This is a genomic window from Sphingobacterium sp. UBA1897, assembly GCF_002337775.1.
Taxonomy (GTDB): domain Bacteria; phylum Bacteroidota; class Bacteroidia; order Sphingobacteriales; family Sphingobacteriaceae; genus Sphingobacterium; species Sphingobacterium siyangense.
In genome coordinates, this window is record NZ_DDGR01000025.1 from 122,664 (window position 1) to 143,487 (window position 20,824).

General features: G+C 42.2%; 20 protein-coding genes and 1 pseudogene. 15 read left to right on the forward strand and 6 right to left on the reverse strand.

The window, feature by feature from the left end; translation table 11 throughout:
• Positions 1 to 27: 27 nt before the first annotated feature.
• A complete protein-coding gene (locus tag B4N43_RS16415) occupies positions 28 to 3,189 on the forward strand; it encodes a SusC/RagA family TonB-linked outer membrane protein (RefSeq protein ID WP_286735640.1) in 3,162 nt (1,053 codons plus the stop codon).
• Positions 3,190 to 3,201: 12 nt separating this feature from the next.
• On the forward strand, positions 3,202 to 4,557 hold the full coding sequence (locus tag B4N43_RS16420) for a RagB/SusD family nutrient uptake outer membrane protein (RefSeq protein ID WP_286735641.1): 1,356 nt from the start codon (positions 3,202 to 3,204) through the stop codon (positions 4,555 to 4,557).
• A gap of 44 nt (positions 4,558 to 4,601) precedes the next feature.
• On the opposite strand, the gene B4N43_RS16425 is transcribed toward B4N43_RS16420, so the two are convergent.
• The gene (locus B4N43_RS16425) at positions 4,602 to 4,997 is read right to left on the reverse strand and encodes a hypothetical protein (protein WP_286735642.1); all 396 of its coding nucleotides are present in this window, start codon (positions 4,995 to 4,997) and stop codon (positions 4,602 to 4,604) included.
• A 95-nt stretch (positions 4,998 to 5,092) separates the two neighbouring features.
• Positions 5,093 to 5,725, reverse strand: coding sequence for a Crp/Fnr family transcriptional regulator (locus B4N43_RS16430; protein WP_286735643.1), 633 nt, complete (start codon positions 5,723 to 5,725; stop codon positions 5,093 to 5,095).
• A 517-nt stretch (positions 5,726 to 6,242) separates the two neighbouring features.
• Between B4N43_RS16430 and B4N43_RS16435 the strand changes: the two genes are divergently transcribed.
• The 10 genes from B4N43_RS16435 (at position 6,243) to B4N43_RS16480 (ending at position 12,659) form a co-directional block, all read left to right on the forward strand.
• Complete coding sequence (locus tag B4N43_RS16435) at positions 6,243 to 7,163, forward strand: hypothetical protein (RefSeq protein ID WP_286735644.1); 921 nt, start codon at positions 6,243 to 6,245, stop codon at positions 7,161 to 7,163.
• A 72-nt stretch (positions 7,164 to 7,235) separates the two neighbouring features.
• A complete protein-coding gene (locus B4N43_RS16440) occupies positions 7,236 to 8,294 on the forward strand; it encodes a histidine kinase (RefSeq protein ID WP_286735645.1) in 1,059 nt (352 codons plus the stop codon).
• A gap of 27 nt (positions 8,295 to 8,321) precedes the next feature.
• A complete protein-coding gene (locus tag B4N43_RS16445) occupies positions 8,322 to 9,074 on the forward strand; it encodes a LytR/AlgR family response regulator transcription factor (protein WP_286735646.1) in 753 nt (250 codons plus the stop codon).
• 30 nt (positions 9,075 to 9,104) lie between these two features.
• Positions 9,105 to 9,410 (forward strand): hypothetical protein, encoded by a 306-nt coding sequence (locus tag B4N43_RS16450; RefSeq protein ID WP_286735647.1) that lies wholly within the window; start codon positions 9,105 to 9,107, stop codon positions 9,408 to 9,410.
• Positions 9,411 to 9,781: 371 nt separating this feature from the next.
• On the forward strand, positions 9,782 to 10,426 hold the full coding sequence (locus B4N43_RS16455; RefSeq protein ID WP_286735648.1) for a DUF6266 family protein: 645 nt from the start codon (positions 9,782 to 9,784) through the stop codon (positions 10,424 to 10,426).
• 82 nt (positions 10,427 to 10,508) lie between these two features.
• A complete protein-coding gene (locus B4N43_RS16460; RefSeq protein ID WP_286735649.1) occupies positions 10,509 to 11,051 on the forward strand; it encodes a DUF6266 family protein in 543 nt (180 codons plus the stop codon).
• Between the two features lie 28 nt (positions 11,052 to 11,079).
• Positions 11,080 to 11,466 (forward strand): hypothetical protein, encoded by a 387-nt coding sequence (locus tag B4N43_RS16465; RefSeq protein WP_286735650.1) that lies wholly within the window; start codon positions 11,080 to 11,082, stop codon positions 11,464 to 11,466.
• Positions 11,385 to 11,945 carry a CHAP domain-containing protein gene (locus tag B4N43_RS16470; RefSeq protein ID WP_286735651.1) on the forward strand — a complete coding sequence of 187 codons (561 nt, stop codon included), beginning with the start codon at positions 11,385 to 11,387 and terminating at the stop codon, positions 11,943 to 11,945. Before B4N43_RS16465 ends, B4N43_RS16470 begins: the two co-directional genes overlap by 82 nt.
• Before the next feature lie 79 nt (positions 11,946 to 12,024).
• Positions 12,025 to 12,375 (forward strand): hypothetical protein, encoded by a 351-nt coding sequence (locus B4N43_RS16475; protein WP_286735652.1) that lies wholly within the window; start codon positions 12,025 to 12,027, stop codon positions 12,373 to 12,375.
• A 131-nt stretch (positions 12,376 to 12,506) separates the two neighbouring features.
• Positions 12,507 to 12,659, forward strand: a complete 153-nt coding sequence (locus B4N43_RS16480) for a Fic/DOC family N-terminal domain-containing protein (protein WP_259655421.1) — start codon at positions 12,507 to 12,509, stop codon at positions 12,657 to 12,659.
• Positions 12,660 to 12,762: 103 nt separating this feature from the next.
• Here the strand turns inward: B4N43_RS16480 and B4N43_RS16485 are convergent, their stop codons facing one another.
• Entirely contained in the window at positions 12,763 to 12,918 is a 156-nt protein-coding gene (locus tag B4N43_RS16485; RefSeq protein WP_286735653.1) for a hypothetical protein, read from the reverse strand.
• 186 nt (positions 12,919 to 13,104) lie between these two features.
• Between B4N43_RS16485 and B4N43_RS16490 the strand changes: the two genes are divergently transcribed.
• The 3 genes and pseudogenes from B4N43_RS16490 to B4N43_RS25445 form a co-directional block, all read left to right on the forward strand.
• Positions 13,105 to 15,126 carry a glycoside hydrolase domain-containing protein gene (locus B4N43_RS16490; RefSeq protein WP_286735654.1) on the forward strand — a complete coding sequence of 674 codons (2,022 nt, stop codon included), beginning with the start codon at positions 13,105 to 13,107 and terminating at the stop codon, positions 15,124 to 15,126.
• 90 nt (positions 15,127 to 15,216) lie between these two features.
• Entirely contained in the window at positions 15,217 to 16,311 is a 1,095-nt protein-coding gene (locus B4N43_RS16495; protein ID WP_286735655.1) for a PAS domain-containing sensor histidine kinase, read from the forward strand.
• A gap of 46 nt (positions 16,312 to 16,357) precedes the next feature.
• Positions 16,358 to 16,459, forward strand: a pseudogene (locus B4N43_RS25445) (hypothetical protein); the annotation flags it as partial.
• Positions 16,460 to 16,560: 101 nt separating this feature from the next.
• Here B4N43_RS25445 and gldM read toward each other — a convergent pair.
• The 3 genes from gldM to B4N43_RS16510 form a co-directional block, all read right to left on the reverse strand.
• Positions 16,561 to 18,096 (reverse strand): gliding motility protein GldM, encoded by a 1,536-nt coding sequence (gene gldM / locus B4N43_RS16500; RefSeq protein WP_286735656.1) that lies wholly within the window; start codon positions 18,094 to 18,096, stop codon positions 16,561 to 16,563.
• A gap of 30 nt (positions 18,097 to 18,126) precedes the next feature.
• Entirely contained in the window at positions 18,127 to 18,939 is an 813-nt protein-coding gene (gldL, locus tag B4N43_RS16505) for a gliding motility protein GldL (protein ID WP_046673819.1), read from the reverse strand.
• An 890-nt stretch (positions 18,940 to 19,829) separates the two neighbouring features.
• Positions 19,830 to 20,822, reverse strand: coding sequence for a phosphodiester glycosidase family protein (locus tag B4N43_RS16510; protein ID WP_286735657.1), 993 nt, complete (start codon positions 20,820 to 20,822; stop codon positions 19,830 to 19,832).
• Positions 20,823 to 20,824: the final 2 nt, after the last annotated feature.

A 20,824-nucleotide genomic window follows, 5' to 3' on the forward strand; every position in this document is an offset into this window, starting at 1 on the left:
TACATGCTCTTCATTACATTATGCTTCATGCAAATGGAATTAAAAGCGCAGCACAACTATACTGGAACAGTAGTAGATGAGTCTACCAAGCCAATTGCTGGCGCGAGCATTACGCTGTTAAAAACGAAAACGCAAACCAGGACAGATCGCGAAGGAAAGTTTCAAGTATCGGCGACTGATCTTAGTGAACGGTTATCTGTCAGCTACATGGGGTATGAAACGCGTGTACTGGCGCTCGCTGAATCCAAAAATAAGAACTTTTGGATCGTTCTCACCAAGAAAACGAATCAGCTTGAGGAGGTGATGGTCGAAACAGGTTACCAGCGCATTCCCAAAGACCGTGCTACAGGGGCTTTTGCATTGGTAGATGATAAGATCATAACGCAGAGACTGTCATCGGGCAATATTCTTGACCGCCTGGAGGGGAATTTTTCCGCCCTGCAGATGGATCGGCGTAAGGGTACAAATCAGATCAATATCCGTGGTATAAATACTCTTTCGGATGCTTTGATGGGGCCACTTATTATTGTCAATGACCTGCCTTTTGAAGGGGATATCAATGCCATCAATCCGAATGATGTGGAGACCGTTACGCTGCTGAAGGATGCTGCAGCGACATCGGTCTGGGGGGCACGGGCCGGAAATGGTGTTATCGTGATCAAACTAAAAAATCGCAATAAACAGGAGGGAACAGCGGTGGACTTTTCGTCTAATCTGACCATTACCGCAAAACCTGACCTGATGTATTTACCTAAAATGTCTTCGGCAGAGTTTATCGAAGTGGAAAAAATGCTGTTTGACAAAGGGTTTTACAATACGATATTGAATGGAACAAATTCCAATAGGGGTATCGTCTCTCCGCTTGTTGATGGACTGTATGATCTTTCCAAAGGACTGGTTACGCAGGAGGAAATGAATGCACGTATCGAAAAATATAAAACATTGGATTACCGCAATGACCTGCTCCGCTACGTCTATCGCAATGGTACCCTAAGCCAAAATAATATCGCCTTGTCAGGCCGTGGTGAGCAGAGTGGTTACCGGGTAGGGATCGGCTACGATAGAAATATGCTCAGCAAAAGGGAGAGCAGCAATCAACGGCTGGTGATCAATGGAAGTTATCAGCTGAATTTCTGGAAACACTTTAGGCTGGAGAGCAATCTGCTTTATTCCAATATGAAGAATAGCTATAATCCGGACCTCATTGATTATCCGATAGGTGTCGGCGGGGGCAGGACAAATCTGTATCCTTATGCGCAATTGATGGGTGATGCCGGCAATCCGATGGTAATTCCATCACAGTATAATTTTAGATATATGGAATCAGTTGCTGATCGCAATGAGGGGTTGCTCGACTGGTTTTACCGGCCTTTGAATGAATTTGGTGTTTCCAAAGCTGATAACAATACCAATTATTGGAATGCAGGGCTTAAACTATCGGTCAAGCTGTGGAATAGTTTGGAGATTACTGGTCAGTATGGTTTTGAAGGGCAATTGGGGGCGAACCGGACCCTACGCGGACAGGAGTCTTTCTTTACGCGTGATTTGATCAATCGCTTTACACAGGTCGGTAATGGGGCGGTAAAACGGATTGTACCGCTGGGAGGGATACTGACCAATGGGAACAATGATTTCACCAGCCATAAAGGAAGAGTACAGCTCAATTTTGCACACAGATGGAGTGATCTACACGAACTGAATTTCTTTGCTGGATCAGAAGTATCCACTCGGACAGAGGAGAGTGATCTTTTTACAACTTACGGATTTGATGAGAAATTGTATATCAGCCAATTGGTCAATCCTGTAGATGCCTATCCAATTTATGATGGCCTTAGTGGCTTGAGCCGAATTCCTTATACAAATGGTTTTGATAAACTGACTCGGCGCTATGTTTCGTTATTTGGAAATGCTTCGTATACTTACAAGGGGCGGTATATCTTTTCAGTTAGTGGGCGTAGGGATGCATCTAATCTATTTGGAGTAAATGCCAACAATAGATGGAATCCACTGTGGTCGACCGGTCTGGCTTGGAGAGTTTCGGACGAAGCTTTTTTTCCAAAGAATAGTGTTATCAATAGCCTAAAACTACGGTCCACCTTGGGGCATAGCGGAAATTCGGGAGGCATGACTACAAGTCTACCCATCTTGACATATATGGCAGGTCTGAATACTGATGTAAGTACTTTTCCTCGTGCAAAAGTATCCATACTACCTAATCCATCGCTTCGCTGGGAGGATGTACGGATGATCAATGTCGCCTTGGATGCGGCACTTTTTAATAATAGAATTTCATTATCGGCAGATGCTTATTTCAAAAAATCTACCGATCTCTTTGCTTCTGATCCTATAGATCCAACCTACGGTTTTACAACGGTAAGGCGAAATGTTGCCGTTGCATCGGGAAAAGGAATCGATATCGAACTGGATGCAAAGTTGCTGGATGGCAGCTTCAAATGGAAAGCGAAAGTACTTTTTACGATCAATAAGGATAAGGTGGATAAATATTACGGCGGAACATGGCGCGCATTGACATTTACTTCTTCTGCTGGAAGAAATCTATCGCCCGTAGAAGATAAAGCACTTTATCCTGTATTTTCTTATCGCTTTGTGAGGCTCGATCCTATGAGTGGTGACCCCCAAGGATATTTAAAAGGAGAAGTGTCCAAAGATTATACCAAAATGTTGGCAGATTCCATGCAACATTTGGTCTACCATGGAACAGGTATACCACCATATTATGGATCATTAAATCAGACCTTCAGCTGGAAATCCTGGATGCTGACTGTGAATATTGCCTATAAGTTTGGCCATTTTTTTCAGAAGGAAACCATACGTTATCAGGATTTATTTAATAGTTGGCGTACACATGGTGATTACTCACAACGTTGGCAGAATCCTGGAGATGAATTGTGGACATCGGTACCTTCCATGACTTATCCGGCAAATTCCAACCGAGATAATTTCTATGCCTACTCTGAAGCAAACATTGGAAGAGGTGACCTAATACGTTTACAGGATATACGACTACAATATCAGTGGAAATTAGCAAAGAATTATCCTATACAGTGTTATGCTTCGGTAAATAATGTGGCTTTGCTATGGAAAGCCAACAAATGGGGGATAGACCCCGACTATAATAATATGCCTCCGGCTCGAAATTACACTGCCGGGGTATCAGTGCATTTTTAAATAACGATGGATATGAAATATATTATTTATACAATGATGATTTTGCTTCTGAGTGTTTTCTCCCAATCTTGTGATAAATTTTTGGATGAAAAGCCTCAGTTGTCTGCAGCTACCCCAGATAAGGAAGAGGACTTAAGGGCGCTGTTAGATTTTGAATCCCAGATTAATCTTTATTATCCTGGCTTGATCGAATTAGGGACGGATGATTATTATTTGGCTGATGTCGACTATGGAAAAATGCTAGCAAGCTATCAGGAAGCTTATACTTGGGATAAGGAAATGCTCTCTATGGATGTCGATTATTGGAGATTATGTTACAACACCATCATGATTGCTAATATTGTATTGGAGGGAGTAGAAAGATTGCAGCCAATCAAAAATATGGATATCCGAGGTGAAGCGATGTTTGTTCGCGGACTGGCACATTTTTATGTAGCTCAGTTATACAGTCCTCTATTTGATAAGGATACAGATAGTCCCTATGGGGTACCAATCAGGTTGACTTCTGATTTTAATGTTCCTGTTACACGTGCTACGGTACATGACACCTACAAACAGATTATTGATGATATCAAGAGGGCAATCCCATATTTGAGGGATCAGGCTTCTGAAATCAATAGGCCGAGCAAACGTGCCGCTTATGCAGCCCTAGCCCGCATCTATCTTAGTATGTCGGATTATGTAAAGGCTCGATATTATGCAAATGAAAGTCTGAAACTAAATGCTGATTTAATGGATTTTAATGCAATCGATCCGACACCTGCTTTTCCGATTAACCCGAAGAATGTGGAGATGATCTATTATGGCTCAACAATATCGGCGAGTAGTGTGTTACATAATAGCACGGCACGGATACCGAAGTCTATCTATAATTCATTTGCAGATAATGATCTTCGTAAATCGGTTTTTTTTAAAACTGTCAACGCAACAGAATATGCATTTAAAGGTTACTATTCGGGAAGGTCAGCTTCCTACTTTGCCGGATTTGCAAATGACGAACTTTACTTGATCCGGTCGGAATGCAATGCCCGGCTGGGGACTACAAAAGAGGCGTTGGATGATATGAATAAGCTTTTGGAAAATAGAGTCCGTAAGGGGACTTTTGAAAAGTTGGTGGTTTCAGATACGAAGGATCTTTTAAATCTGATATTGAACGAACGGCGTAAGGAAATGTTATTTCGTGGTGTAAGGTGGTCTGATCTGAAGCGATTGAATGTAGATCCTGATTATGCGATTGATCTCTATCGTGAAATAAATGTCAACGGAAAAATAAAAAGGTACGAGCTGCCTGCGAATGATTCCCGTTATCTATATCCCATTCCAGCCGAAGTGATTATGCAAAGTGATATTCCACAAAACCCACGGTAAGAAAGAAAAGCAGGCTTTCAATCTCAGAAAGCCTGCTTATTGTTTTACTGACTAGAACGGAGAGCGAGAACAGTGTCGTTCGTTGTAGGAGTAGGGGTAGAAGTCGCGTCTTGAATTTCGCTTTCTACAGTTTGACCCGAAGGTTGAACATGGGACATGTCTGGTTGACCAGAACCATTGTCGGGTGCTGAGATAGAGCAGATTTCTTCTGTTTTATCCCCACATTCAAATTTAGGCGTCAATGCATAGTTAGCTGGATTTGTAGGATCCGAATTGACCAGCTCATTGTTGTACCAAGTCTGGTTGGCTCTTGTTGTTGTAGTTTTTGGCTCTACTTTCACTTCTTCTTTTTCCGTAAAACTTTGAGTACCGTATGCAAGACCCAATCCTAATACTGCTAATGTGCCGGCACGTAGCCAGCTGTTTCTTTTTGTTGCCATGGCAAAAAATTTAGTTTATAAAATGTTTATTAGCCAGCACGCATCGCTGGCTCTGATACAAAGTTGCATGCTTCGTCAGTCTGATATGTGCTGATCTATAGGTGCTTTTTTTGCACATATTTTCCAGTAAGCAGAAAATACTGAGCCAGCTGTACTGTATGTCGTGATATGCCCAGTAGATCGGCCTGCTCTTGCTGTGTAGTGACAGCTTTAATTTCGGGCAACAGCCGGGTAAAGTTAAGGTAGCGCTCAAAAGGAGAATAGCCCAATGTGGCCTGCCTTAACAAAACCAGTTGTCTTTTCTTTTTATTACCCAATACGTCAATCAATGTATCGATGGATTTTTCCTGTTCCTGAAACTGCCGCAACACATGGTGTGGGATCGCAATAATAATTCCCGAACGGAGTGCCACTATATGCCCGCTGTGTAAATGATGTGTATAGAGGTGATTGGTCGTCATCAAAGCCATATTAGGAATAGCCAGACTCATGATCCTGCGCTTGCCTGTTTCGTTGTTTTCTTCGACCCGCGCCAGGAGGCCTTTCGCGACAAAATAGGTCATCTCCGTATGACGGTCAGCTGGACTGAGCTGCTCGCCTCGTTTAACGATCTTGACTTTGAGGTTGTCCTTTACCCACTGATAGTGAAAATGATCTATTGTGTGATATTTCCCCCAAAAATCAAATAATAGTTTGAATCCCGCCTTGGGGTTATGCTTAATTGACATAATATAGTTTTTTTGGTTTATATGGCTTACTGTCAGTAATATATATTGCACTAACAAAACTACGACGATTGAAAATCATTGACGAAACTACCCCTATAAGGCCTTTTGCCTCTAGAAAAACCTCTTTTGCCACCCAAATTATCTACAAAATGGAAAGTTTAGGGACCAAATGGTAGATGAAGGCGATGTCCTTTGGCTCTCCAATTATTAGTTGAAATTTTACTCCCGATCGATCCACAGTCTTCAGTGCCTGAAGCCGTAATGCTGTTGCGAGAACAGCCTATGGTTTTATCTTTTACGAGAAACAACGTGGAAATAACAACAATTTTGGCCCAATTTGGTCTATACAATCCACATCCTCTGACCATCACTGACCTGATGTTAGGTATTGATGAAGAGGAAGATGGAGGGAAATGCAATATCGTTTTCCCTTAAAAGCATAATATAATAACTGAGTATGCTGTGCCTTATCCTTGGGCATAGCATATTCCCAATATTAACCCTAACGTATTTTTATATGCAATTTACTTGGAGAGCCGCAATGCAGGCTTATACCGAAAAAGACTGGCGGGACTTTGTTTTTTTTTCGGCCAATGTGCAGCATCTTTTGGGTATCCATCAGCTCGATACCCAGCAAAATCTACACCGTGCGGCAATCAATTTCTCAAGGCGACAGGCAGAAACGGACACCACAAAATTTCAGTTCCAGGACGAAACCAATTGGATTTTACCAGAGCGTGCTCAATTTATCCTAAGTTTTCATTTTGGCTACTATCGGGCTGTTCCTGCCTTTCTGGTTCACCGCGGCTATAAACTTTGTATTCCTGTGGCTAAAGATGTTATATTGCAGCAGTCACAGCATTACGCAACTTTGCTCGGTGATCGTTGGCAAAAACAAGTTGTATTTCTAGACGCCGAGGATCCTTATCTTTTCTTTAAGTTAAGACAGCAGATGGATCTTGGCTTTCACATATTCTGCTACCTCGATGGCGGGGTAAGTGCCGCAAAAGATTTACAGGCGCAAAAATTAAGCGAAATTCCTGTTCTAAATGGCAGCATTAAGATAAAGCATGGGATTCTACATATGGCTTTTTTGCTCCAAAAAAATATAACCGTTTTGATTGCCAAAATAGCGGCAGAAAATGAGCCCATTGTTATTTGTGCATTGAGTCATTGGTATAAAAACTGGTTTCCGAGCGCCAGGCAGTTTGCGGACTATTTTAGCCGCATCATCTATCAGGATTTTGAAGAGGTCCTGTTGGAATATCCGGAGGCTTGGGAAGCCTGGCTCTACCTGCACAAAACCATGTCACCGAGCTCGGATGTAGCAACCTGGTCGGAAAATAATCGCATAATTTCATTTAGCATGCAAGATAAACAGCTGTTGCTCGATAAGTTTACTTACCTGAGTTATCCCCTTTCTGTAACGATTTTATAAGAAAATAGGGGGAATACTTGTTTAAACATGATGTTATAATTATCTTTAGGTTATCAATTATAAACCAATAATATGAATAGGTTCTTTAAAAGAAAGTGGCTGTTGCACTGCTATTTCTGGATGGGATATAGTTTTTATTTTTTTGCTGTAAATGCACTAGGCAATTCCAGACTGAATCTGGGAGCTTCCTTCATCACCGTGTTTTATTGTGCGACTATCTTCTATGCGGTGTATCTGATCTTGAAGTATGTTTACGATCGGGGGCATATTCTGGGAACTATAGTGTTGATGATAGGCTTTTATTTACTCTCCGCCCTGATTGTGTACTATGAATTGTACGGAAGATTTGGACTGGAGATAATAAATAATAGGTATGTCATCACTAAACACACTTTTAGTTGGGCGAAGTATATCCAGACCTTTCTCGTCATGCATAGTAATTATACGGTGATGGCGGTGGGCTATTATTACTATAAGAGTAAGCTTCGTGAATCAAGTGATAAGCTTGAAGCTGTAAACGCACGTCTCGCCGCAGAATCAACGATGAAATCTTTTCAATATACGACCTTATCTGCACAGGTGCATCCGCATATGATGGCGAATATCTTTAGCCATTTAAAAAATAAGGTAGACCCATATGATATTGAATTGGGTAAACAGCTTTCGGAACTTTATCGCTTAATGAAATTCTATATGGAGGCCCATCATGTGGAGGGGGCAACCCATATTTTATTAGCGGATGAAGTGACAGCACTGAAGCAGTACTTGTCGATACAGGAGAAAGTCGAACCAAATCCTTTTTACATAAAACTTTCCTGCTCGGGTAACCTGATGCGATTTAGTATTGCACCAACAGTATTGCAGACGCTCGCTGGTAACTTATTTAAGCATGCGGAGTTGTGGGATAAGGATCACCCGGCCCGAATCGACGTCCTTGTCGGCCATGCCGGTTATCGGATAACGGTTCAAAATAGAAAACGAAGCGGTCCTCAAATCCTACCAAGTCACGATGTGGGACTTCGAAATGTACGAACACGCATGGATTACCTCTTTGGAACGGACTTTTCACTGGAAGAAAAGCAGGACGATGAGCATTATGAACTCACGTTATGCGTACAACGCTACAACTAATTAAAGGAACAAAAAATGACGGAAAATATGAATAGAATATGGATAGGAATCATCATTGATGACCAACAGTCGCATATCGACCATCTGCTTAAGATGGTCGAAGAGATTGGCTATGTGCAGATTGCCAAAACGTTTAGTGATCCGCAGGAAGCCCGAATTTTTCTGCGTGCCAACAAAGTGGACTTTATGATCCTCGACGTGGAGCTTGGAAGGATTAACGCTTTCGATTTTTTAAGGACCTTACCCAGCTCAAATCTAAAAACGATACTTTATACGGCACACCGCCAATACGAAGATCCGGGATATGATCTGGGTGTCGTTGATGTGTTGCTTAAAGAGGTGTCTAAGAGCCGTTTCTATGCCGCACTGCGCCGGGTGGATGAAGCGCTCGCTAAACTGATCCCACTCGCTGATCACGATTCGCTGGAAAATTATACGTATTATTTTATGATCAAAGGGCCGGTACGTTATCAGCGTACGGAGGTTCGTATGAAAGAACTTGTTTATGTGGAAAGTACCAATGGACATGTTAAATTTCACATGATCGGGGGTAAAACACTGAGCTGCAGCAGTACCATGCGTGAAGTACTGGCGGGACTGCCGGTCAAGTGGTTTAAGCAATGCCATCAGAGTATTGTAATTAATATCAATTTTTTTTACAGCTATGGAGTCGGCGGTGTCTTGATGACTGAAGGGACGAAAAAAACACTTCCTGTAGGTGATAAGAAACTGTATGCAGACTTCTTTAGCTTCATTAATTCCAATATCCTTGGTGGCTAAGCGTATTTGTCATTATAAACAATTAAAAATATGAGAAAAGATTCGTTTAACAATATCGGCCGTAAGACAGATGCGCATCTCTTGCAGGCTTTACATATTCTTTTTACAGAAATACAAGTATTAAAAAAAGCAATACAGGATGGCTTTCAGACAGCGGATACCACTGTCGAACTTCGTGACACAGCATTTGTCAAAGACACCGTAGGCGTATCGGACCGTACGTTGCTGCGGTATCAAAACTTAGGCCTTATTCAGGTGTACCAGCGCGATAAAGGGGGCAAAAAGTATTTTAAGCTTGATGACGTGCTCCGGCTCAAACGTTACTTAAATGGCTAGGCGCCTCGCACCTGCTTATGCCTTTATTCACTCCTTCCATAGGCTTTGTTCGCCGATATCCCTAGTCCGCACCTAGTTTAGACCTCGTGTTTACCTACTAAACTAGGTCGGAACTAGGGGCTCCGTCGGTAGCTGATAGGTTAACCTCAGACGCAGGTCATAAGCAGCCCTGTCAATGGTCTGTGCCGCGGCGTTGGCGATGGCTATTGGCGGTCGTCAGACAATTCGTAGGCAACCTTCGGACAAGCGTCGGACAATCGGTTCTGTCCTGTATTTTTCTGTTTATGAATGTCTTATGTTTGTTCTGTCAAGCAAAAATACCGGTATAAAAATCTTGGCGATTTATTTTTTAATCCTTAAAATTTTTAAAAATGGGAACAATAGTAAACGGAGCAAACGGGGGCTTTAGTGGTAAGGCCGGCTCAGTGATCGGTGCCAGCTGGAAGAGCATCAACTACATCAGAGGACTCGCTAAAAAGAGCAACAAACCTTATACGGAAGCGCAGCTGATCGTACAGGCAAGATTTAAGACACTGATGCGCTTTCTGCTGCCAATCAATAATTTTCTAAAAATCGGTTTTGGCCAGAAGAAGGCAGACCGTATCACGCCACTTAACTATGCTTTTCAGCTGAATCAGGAACTGGCTATTCAGGGTGTTTATCCTGCACTTAATTTGGATTATAGCAAGATCAGAATTGCCGATGGAATCTACGGTGGTGGTGGAACAGTAGAAGCGGGATTCGATTCAGATGCCCTAACAGTGGTCTGGTCGACGGCTAATAACGATGTCTACGAAACAAAGGGTGACGATCTATTTTATTTAATCTGTTATCATCCGGTGAAAGATGAATTTATGACTTCGCCGACCGTGGCGAAAAGGCAAGATGGAGAGGTCACATTTGGGGTACCTGAGCATCTGCTGGGTGATGCTGTGCATATCTGGTATTTTATGTCCGATCGGACAAAGACCAAAATCAGTAGAAGCAGTTATCTCGGTGAAATAATGCTCGCATAAGCTGGATCAATTGCCAGGGGATCATTTGCCCCTGGCAGATTTTGGAAAGGAAATTTGAACGTTATCATTAGTACAGTTTCAGATGAAAAAAAGAAAACAAAATAAGAATATAGGGATGCTGCTAACGCAGCAGAAGTTTTACCTGGCGAGCCAATATCTGCTTCCATTGGCATCGATTATTAAGGATGGGTTTGCGCAGCGTGTACAGCGGGAAAAAGCAAAGCATCTGTCTGCACGCAATCTGGCGATGGCGCATGCTGTAAAATATGCTATCAGGGGTGAGTACCCCCAGTTGTATGTTGATCCGGCTCTTATCCTGCTATCCGATGGCCCCGTGCAGGATGTAAGCGTCGAAAATATTAGACTGGAAAATAATGCCTTGCGGCTGAGTTTTGACGGTGGTGAGATTACATCCTTGAACCACGATGACGAGCTGCTACTAGTGGTTTATGATCCGATAGCCGGGGTTGCTATCCGTAATGAGACGCTGGTAACGCGCTCGGACTCGGGCTTAATGCTCCAACTGCCTGATTACATGCAAAATGTCGGCCTCGATGTCTTTATCTTGGTGCGCGACCGGAATCGAAACCGCTATTCGCGCAGTCAATATGTAGGTAAGGTATAACTATTTTATATCATTAAATTATATCACTATGAACAGTGTAGAAATGAAAGGACCATGGTATGGTCTAACACAAAAACTGCCGATTGAGCCCAAGTATCTGCTCGGTATGGCAAGTATATTACTGGTAATTATTTTCCTATTTGTTGGGAGTATATTACAATTTTTCGACCCGGCATCAGCTGCGCTTGATCTGGGGGTACTGTCCCTGCTTTATTTTGGACTAATGGCCGGACTGGTCTTTATATGTTGCTGCATCTGGTTGCTGGAATACCTATGGAGACCCTTCAAATATTATAGACAGGATATTTATTACCATTTTAATCAATTGAACTCATGGCAACAGTCCATTCTTTATTTCTCGGTTTTCTTTCTATTGTTCTTTGCATTTCTGCTCCTACTGGAAATGCTGTTTTAGAGAAAACGTATAGCAATGCTTATACGACAGGACGTAACACCGATCTGCTTAGGCAGCAGATCTATGAAATTGCAACAAATGAAATTGGGGTAAGGGAGACCGGAGGCGATAATAAGGGGCCAGAGATCTCGAAGTACCTGGCCTATGTAGGCCTAGATGAAGGTTATGAATGGTGTGCCGCATTTGCCAGCTGGTGTTATGGGCAGGCTGGTCTTTCAATACCGCGGAGTGCATGGAGTCCTGCGCTCTTTCCGAAAGCACGTCGTCGCCCACAAAGCCAAATCGATAAGGGATATGTCAAGCAGGCTGATCTATTTGCTATCTATAGCAGCCAATTGAAACGGATCCATCATGTAGGGCTAGTCAAAGCAGTTCATGGCCAAATGTTGATCTCGTTAGAAGGAAATAGCCATGACCGGGTAGAATCGCGGCGGCGTCCACTTGCTACTATTTATGCTATCGCAAACTGGATCAATTGAGGAGGACGCTGTCATGAACAAATACACAATTTCAGTCTTTGGCAGCCTAGTGTTTTGCCTCTTAGTTATAAGCATTGTAATGGTCATAAGTTGTAGCGTTTTCCGGGGAAAGCGGCAGCTGGAAGAAAATTCTACGCAGCGCTATAGTCAATATGAACAGTGGGATCTGGCCTATCATCAGAAACAGCAGGATAGTTTATCTTCTTATTGGTATTTTAGTACGGATAGTCCATTCTGGTTTGACCCGGATAATGGAATATGGGCTAAGGGCGGAAGACTTTTCTCAGATCAGTCGACCATAAAGCGAAAGGAAGAGAATTTGCAGCTGCGGCAGGCAAATAGCGAGGCGGCAAGCGTTTCGGATTCGCGTGTGAAGCGAGAAAATAAGGTGGTGTCAGCTGAATTTTTTGCGATAGGGGGCGTCTGCTAGCTGTGCTAGGGTATTGGATCTGGTGGCGGCGGAGAAAGTAGGTTCATAGATTTGAGGCTCAAATTGAAGTTCGCCTTAAAAAACGTGTGTTTTTAAGGCGAACTGTTTTTATAAAATAAATTTATGAGCAACTGGGAAATGCCAAAGCGACAATAGGCTGTCTACAGGGGCGAAGCATTGTGATACCGAACCAGGGTATATTAATCAATTCCATCAGTTTGCAAGAGGATAAGGCGTCGAGTGCGATAGAAAATATCTTTACGACAGACGATGAATTATATTAAGCATTCAGTGAGTCTCAGCAACCACAGGTACAGGGAGCTACCAAGGAAATTTTAAATTATCGGGAAGCATTACGCGGCTTGGCAATGATCATCGTAAATCCAATTAAACTTTCATTCGGCTGATGATCCAATAAAATCCTAGGGAAGCCGTAAGTAAAGTCGTACCAGCTACTTTCTTGATGCTGAAGCGGTACTCCTTTTGAGATGAGGTGTCCAACTGCAGGGATTGTGCAGCTGCACTATTAAATTGGAATTTCATTAGCAGTACACTAAAAAAGAATAAGAAAGATCGTATTTTTGCTTGCATATGTTTATTTATCCCGTTAGCTAGTCTCAAAAGTGCGGCATAAAGAACTGGTTTCAAAGTGCTTTAGTAATTAAATCGGGATTTGTTTAATAGGATTATACTGCTTGAAAGCAGAATTAAAAAATTAATAGACTTTAAATGAAAAAGCTGCTGCTTACTTTGCTCCTCTGTTACTCAGCTGCTGCTGGAGCGCAAACCGAACGCGTGAATGTCTTCTTAGGATCTTCCGGTGACCATGGCCAGCTTTCGCCGGCAGCGTCCTCTCCTTTTCACCAATTGAGTATCGTACCTTATACTAATCCTACAACGCATACAGGATACGAGTATCTGGCCAAAGAAATTAAGGGGTTTACTCACAATCGCCTGGAGGGGGTGGGCTGTATGGGCAGTGGAGGATTGATCCTGATTAAACCATTTATAGAAAATGATACAAAACCTTTGAATAAAGTCATTGAGCAGGCCAGTCCGGGTTATTATACGGTAAATACAGCAGAAGGCATTCAAGTTGAAGTCGCTGTTGATAATGATTTTGGCCGGGAACACTATAGCTTTCCCGCGGGGAGAAAAGGTTTTTTTATTGATTTGGAACATGCTTTCAATGGAGCTTTTGTTGACAATGAATTTATTCAAGCGGGTAATCTCCTTGTAGGTAAAATGCGTGCGAAAACGACCTGCCATGTTGGTGTCTATACTATTTATTATGCGCTGGAGATTCCTAAAGCCAGGGGATGGCGAAAAGAAGGAAATAAGATATGGGTGGATCTAAAAGAGGAAGCTTTAGTCGCAGATATTAATATCGCTTTTTCGGCTGTGAGTAAAAATGATGCAAAAATGGCGATCTCAGCATACGCTAAGCTAGATTTTGAGACCACAAAAAAACGCGCGGCTGATCGCTGGAAAAATTCCCTTTCAGGGCTCAAAGTAAAGGGCGATCCGGATAAAGTAGATCTTTTTTATTCCTTACTATATCGCAGTTTGCAATCTCCCTATAATATCAGCAACTCGCAGGGCGATTTTTGGGGAACAGACGGAAAAATGCATCGTTCAAAAGAGAAACGTTACCACGGCTGGGCCATCTGGGACAATTACAAAACACAATTACCACTTCTGGAATTGCTAGATCCCCATATGTATCAAGGCATCATCACGTCTATAGCCGACCTTTATCGTTATGGGAAATATGATTTTGCTGGCCCGCATGAACCTGCCAATTCAGTCCGGACAGAGCATGCCGCAGTGATCCTGCTGGATGCGGTCAGAAAGGGATATGAGGTTGATCTTGCTGGTATCAGAGACTCCTTGGTAGGTGATACCGCCCGCTTTGATTTTAAGAAACCGGACAAATACCTTGAAGCATGTTATGATATGTGGGCAATGGCCAAACTTTTTCCGCAGGAGCGCAAGACCTACCTGGGACGGGCAAAGTCATATCGAACTATTTGGAATAAAGATTTTAAAGATCTGACAAAACGGGATGTAGATCGTATGTCTGCGCGTGATATGTATCAGGGCACAATCAGGCAATATCGATGGAATGTACCCTTCGATGTCGCTGGATTAAAGCAGCTCGCAGGTGGCGAGGAAGACTTTCTGCGGGAACTAGATGAATTTTATGACGGCTATTATTTCAACAGGGCGAATGAACCGGACATGCAATCACTGACTTTGTATAATGCGAGCAAGTCGCCTTGGCGTTATCAAGAATGGATACATCGCATCGCTTTGGATACCACCATTCAATATTATTTCAACGACAATAGCCGAGGAATCGGAGCACATATCGATCGGATTTATAAAAATGAGCCCAAGGCTTTTGTGCGGACGATGGACGACGATGCCGGCGCGATGTCAAGCTGGTGGGTACTTTCGGCCATCGGATTGCAACAACCCTTGATCGGTGAGCCTATTTTCTATGTTAGCGTACCTTTTTTTGAACGGATTATTCTAGGTAATGGTTCAAATCCGCTGGTCATTGAGGTGCCGAATGCGAGTGACAAAAAGCGTTATATTAAATCAATCCTGCTCAATGGTAAGGATTTAGGGCGTTTATGGATAACACACGATGAGCTCAGAAAAGGGGGGACGCTCTCTATTGAATCTACGGAAAATCCTACAGATTATGGGGTGGCTAATAACTGGATAAGTAATGTCAACGACTAGTTTTAATCACTAAAACAGCTCCTAGAAATGGAGCAAGGATTTTGGCACTATTTTATCAGCTGTAAAAATAAAATAATTATATTAGCGTATATGAAAATTGCAGCTAATTTTCTGTTGTCTGTTTTGGAGCAGTGCCCTAGTGCGATCGCAATTTTTGATAGCAAAGAGCTAAATATTGCTTTTGTTAGCCAAGGGATGCTGGATATCTGGTGTGTGGATCGCTCCATCCTGGGGCGTAGTTTTTGTGCATGCTTTCCAAATTTTAAGGAAGAAGGTTTTTCATCCATTTTAAAAAATGTATGGAAAACAGGAATTGTCTATCAGGCTGAGGATACACCCGCTTATATTGTTCATGATGGCACGAAAATACTGCGATATTTTAATTTTGAATATAGACCATTGCTTGACGAGGATGGGAAAACCTATGCTATTATGCATACTGCAAGTGATGTAACGGACCGGCATCTTGCTTACAAGAATGTGAAAGAAAAGCAAAAGCAGCTTATGTTTAGCCGCGAATTGGACGTGCTCGCCAGCACATTGGCACATGATCTGAAAAATCCATTGTCTGTTTTGAAAATTGGGAATAGTTTTCTGAGTAAAAATGTGGGTGTTTCCGTTAAGGTAAGTAAAAAATGGTTTGAAACCTTTGCGGCATCTATTCAAAATATAGAAAGTATTATAAATCAGACGTTGCAGCTTGGCAAGATACGCCGTGCCGAGAAAGAAGTTGCGTGTGTGGCAATGGATAAAAAAATAGGCAATTGTATTGATGAAATTAAACTGGTATATCCCGACAAACACATGGAATTCATATTAGGAGATTTATTTCCTTTGTATACGGATGGTGGAATCGTTTATCAGGTTTTTATCAATCTCATTGGTAATGCCGTAAAATATGCAAAAAAATCAGGAGAGGCTTTATTGCATATTTTCAGTGAAAAAGCTGACAAGGGGGTAGTATATTATATCGAGGATAATGGCATTGGAATTCCCGGAGATGAGTTGCAGAAGGTTTTTCTTACGAATGAACGGGCGAGTAATACGGCCAAGGTTGCTGGAACGGGAATCGGACTGGCGTTGGTCAAACATCTCATGGAACATATCGGTGGGACGATTCATTTGTCGAGCGAACTAAACAAAGGTACTGTAGTTCGCCTATTTTTTCCGGTTTCAACGCGTTAAACACCTAACGGATCAAGGGGCCTATGCCGAAAATACGGCGCGTAAATATCTTGATCAGCTCTCCGAGATGGGGATACTCGAAAAACGTGCGGTGAGCCGTAACGTGTATTACTTAAACCTTGAATTATATCGCATTTTATCTGAATAAAAAGCCCTGCTCCAGAAAGAGCAGGGCTTATGTTTCTTAGCAACTGCCAGTTTCTATGGAGGAGCAGTTGCTTATAACGTAGCAGATGTAGGTCGCTTATATTAATTGGCCGTCAATGCAACTGCATTGAGCTGTCTTGAGGTTCCATCAGGACCTACAGCAACGATATTGTCGAAGATAACACGTGTGCCCGGTACAATGCCATTAAGTGCCGAAGACATGCTTGAGCTTAGCTGGCCACCAGAAGTGGACAATACGATTGCATCCGCACGCGGCTTGGCAATGATCATCGTAAATTTGGTGACTCTGAAAGTTGCATCAAAGTCAAAGTTATCCAGTTTTGCAAAAAGAGCATTTTGCGCTTTTAGTGCTACGGTAGCCATTGATCCACCTGTTTTGCCTGCAAACTTGGCAATAGGATCCGGAATGCGTTTCACACGGAATTCTGTCGAACTCAAGGTCTGCGTTTTTCCTGGCGCGACCTCAGCCGAAACCGAGATATGTGCTGTGCCCGGAGAACTTACTTTCACATTATACTTACCACCCCCGGCACTGGAAATACTACCGCCACTCATGCTGACACGGATTTTATCGGTAGATGTACCCGGAGCTGATACCGAAATGGGGTTGTTTACACCGATATACAGTACATTCATTTTGTCTGGGGATACCACCGCTGAAGGACGCGCGACTTGATAAGTCTGTACAGGGGTACGATATTCTTTATACGATCCATCGGTTTGTTTTACTTTGACCACACCGGTCCAGGTATAGATACCTTCGCGACTGGTATTGACGGAATAAACACCTTTTCCATCCACCACCTGAAGCGATGATCCATTGACCGAAATGGACGGTTCAGATTTGGAGTCGGATGCCGTCAGAAATACCTCGGCTTTGTAAGGTTGACCTTGAACCAAGTAAGAAGTCGGAGCGACAGCAACTGCTGCAAATTTATCGAGGTTCACGACGGCTTGATCCATTTTACCTAAAATAAGCTTAACCACATCAGACTCTGCGTTTTGTGCGTCGGTCTGTATTTTGGTCAAAATCGTCATGGCTGCGGTCAAAGGTGTACCACTGCCAAAGTTAATTTCCTCCCAGGATTTTTTGCCGTTTACAGCCTTCTCTGGATCTTTCGCCTCCAAAGAGAAGGAAACCATCTTTTGTTCTTCAGGGGTCAGTAGGGCCAATAGTTTGGTACGCGTTGTATTGATTTTGTCTTTTAAGAGGGTGCCCTTTTTCTCGTTGATCATCAGATTGGGGGAGATGTCTTCGTTTTCACGTTGAGCAAGATCGCCCTTTTCTTCATCGTAGCCACCACCTTGTTTAACGAACTCTTCTTTTAAGGAAGCGATATATTGATTGAGTTCCCCAATAATAGCCTGTGCTTTTTTAGCCTTCTCATAAATGGGCTTGGCACGTGCGGGCTCTTCCTTTAATTTGGTGTTTTCGAATGCGGTGAACAGCTGCTGAACGGCCGTGCTGACATTCGACTTGGATGTTTCGAGACTGTTGTTGATATTTTTGAATGCATCCAAGATGGAATCCGGTACATTGAGCGCCAATAAGGCGAGCAAGACCAGATAGAGGATGCCAATCATCCTTTGTCTTGGAGTTTCTCTTCCTAATGCCATTGTTTTTGATTTAAGTGATACAAGAATTAATTACACACGCGGTTGATTCATCGCGCTCAACATATTGCCATAGATGGCATTCAAGGCATTGAGGTTTTTCGCAAGCTTGCCCACTTCATCTTTGAATGCTTTGGAATCATCCAGCGATTCGTTGAAGTTCTGCATGGTAAAGCTTAGGTTCTCATAAAACTTGTTCATCGATTGTAAATGTGATGCCGAATCTCGTAACTCACGTTCATACATCGCATTTAATTGACTTAGGTTGGTTGTTAGACTTTTTACCTGTTCGTGGTAGTTGGATGTATCACCTGAGGTGTTCGACATGGCGACTAGGTTTTGTGAAGCTTTTTCAAAAGCGAGACTCAGGTTGTCAAATTTGGAAGTTGCTGTTCTGAGTTTATTTGTAAATTCCTCTGTTGCTAATGAAACATCAGATAGTTTATTGATGGCTGATACCTTTTCACTGAAATCACGTAGGCCACGACCTAGATTTTCAATGCTTGCCGGTTCAATGTTGGCATCGGCGAACATTTTATCTAAAGCTGCAGTTGCCGATGGTCCTGCCGGTTGCGCCACCACAGTTTTTCCTCTTTGTGGAAGCTCGCCATTAAAATTGTCATCCAATTCGGGATAAACACGGGTCCAGTCCGGTTCTGGTGCAGGCGGGTTGAAACCCATTAAAAAGAAAAGGAAGGCTTCTACACCTAAACCGATTCCGATCATATAGTTGGCTGTGGTGCCACCGATATGGAGAATCTTAAATAGTACCCCGATGATGACGATACTCGCTCCCCAGGATATGGCTACATTCAGCCATCTAGAATTGTCTTTTTTCTTGCTCATTGTTAATCTATTATGTTTTGGTTTAATTTTTTTTTTGGGAAGTTTGAAATTCCTACGCTTTAAATTTAATTATAAACGGTAAATACCTTTTTATCGTATGTTTAAGTGAAACAAGCTATATCAAGACAGTTATCTGTTTGTAATTGGCTTTTTTGACTCAAAAAACATACCAAACGGCTATTCATCAGGAGAAGGATAAGTAGATACTGAGAATTTAAGTTGAGAGAATGAAGTTGTTAGAGATATTTCTGCTCATCTGCTCTAGCTCGATTGGATTTCGCTGGATTCGTTGTAGAGGATTTCAAAGAGCACATTTAATGATGGAAAAATATAAAATAAAAAAGAAGGTTTTCAGTCGGGGAGAATGAAAACCTTCAAATAACCAATTATAAACCTATTAAGGTGATGTAAATATATGGATTTTTTATTTCTTTTTCAAATTTAATCTGTTTTTCTTGCTAATTTTTTAGATTAAAAGGGATTTTTATGGATATTTTAATTTATTATGTCTTTTATTTTTGAGTTTTCTACTAATATTCTGTGTTTTTTTGTTCAAATGTGTATTTATTTGTTCCGAGTAGGTGTTTTATTTGCTTTTTTTACTTCGAATGTAGTGTATGATGATGTTTTATCTGGTTGTAATCGTTTAGAAGGTGTAAAATTTTGGCTTAAAGCGAATTTTTTACGCAGGTAAATGCTCATCTATGTCTAGTACATGCTCAAAAATAATTTCAGGACGGGTCAAGGCATGGCTAAACGTTCAGCAGATGGCATGGCGAAGGGTATAGCAGAAGAAATTGAGAAACTGTAAATAAGTAGTTTTGAAATTTATAGTGATTTAATCAGCTACTCCAACTTGTATGTAGAGTAGCTGATTTTTTAAAAACGATTTATCGCTTCACAAATCCAATACCACTGATGCTTGCGGATCCGCCTGCCGTTAGGGGTTTAGATACTGTATTCCAGACCACGGGGTTGAATTGGTCATTGGTGATCGTCTTCTGGACCATAACACTGGTGGTGCCACTGTTTAATACAAATGCATCATGACTGCCTAAAGTACCCATCAAAACAGAAACATCATTTAAACTGATGCCAACTGAAAAATTCGTGTCGCCACCATCAACAACCAAGGCATACATCGTTTTATTGTCTGCGGATAGGCCAATGGCTGTTACCGCTTGAACAATAGCTGCTGTAGTCAAAACGTTATAACCCCGGTAACAAACCCAGTTGGTCCCGGATACCAGTCCGCTAAATTGATTCAAATCATAAGGCTCAAAAGCAAACTTGGTGGTATCGGGACAATTGCCAATATAAGGCGAGCCATCTTTGCGTATGGCAAAGAAAGGTCTGGTCTTTTCTTTGGTTTTTATATTACTGGTCGATACATTGATCTGCCGACCATTTTTAATGTAAGAGTAGGTCGTAGCTAAAGCGGCATTGATAGCCGATAGAATCTGCCCCCCCGCCCGCGGTTCATTATACTTTGCCATATCGCCAATTGGCTGACTAACATATAAATAATCGTCAAATGCACTCATAATTGAAGGGAATACCGCTTTGGATGAAAGGTCTACTGTTAGCAATTGAAAGCTCACCCGTTGATCGAGCTTATTCAGATAACGAATATGGGTGCGTGTAAGTCCATCCGTTACTTTGACGGATGAATCGACCAAAAACGTTTTGATCAGGTCAGTCCGTTCCATAATCGTTTTGGTGACCGCCTCCATCTGTGTATCGTTGGGGATTGTGTCTGTGATCGGATTTTCTACGACCTTATCATCAAAGGAGGGATAATCATCCCTCTGTTTGCACGAATTAGCTATACCCATACAGAATATGCATAGCAGGGCAAAACTAAAAATTGTTTTTCTTTCCATAT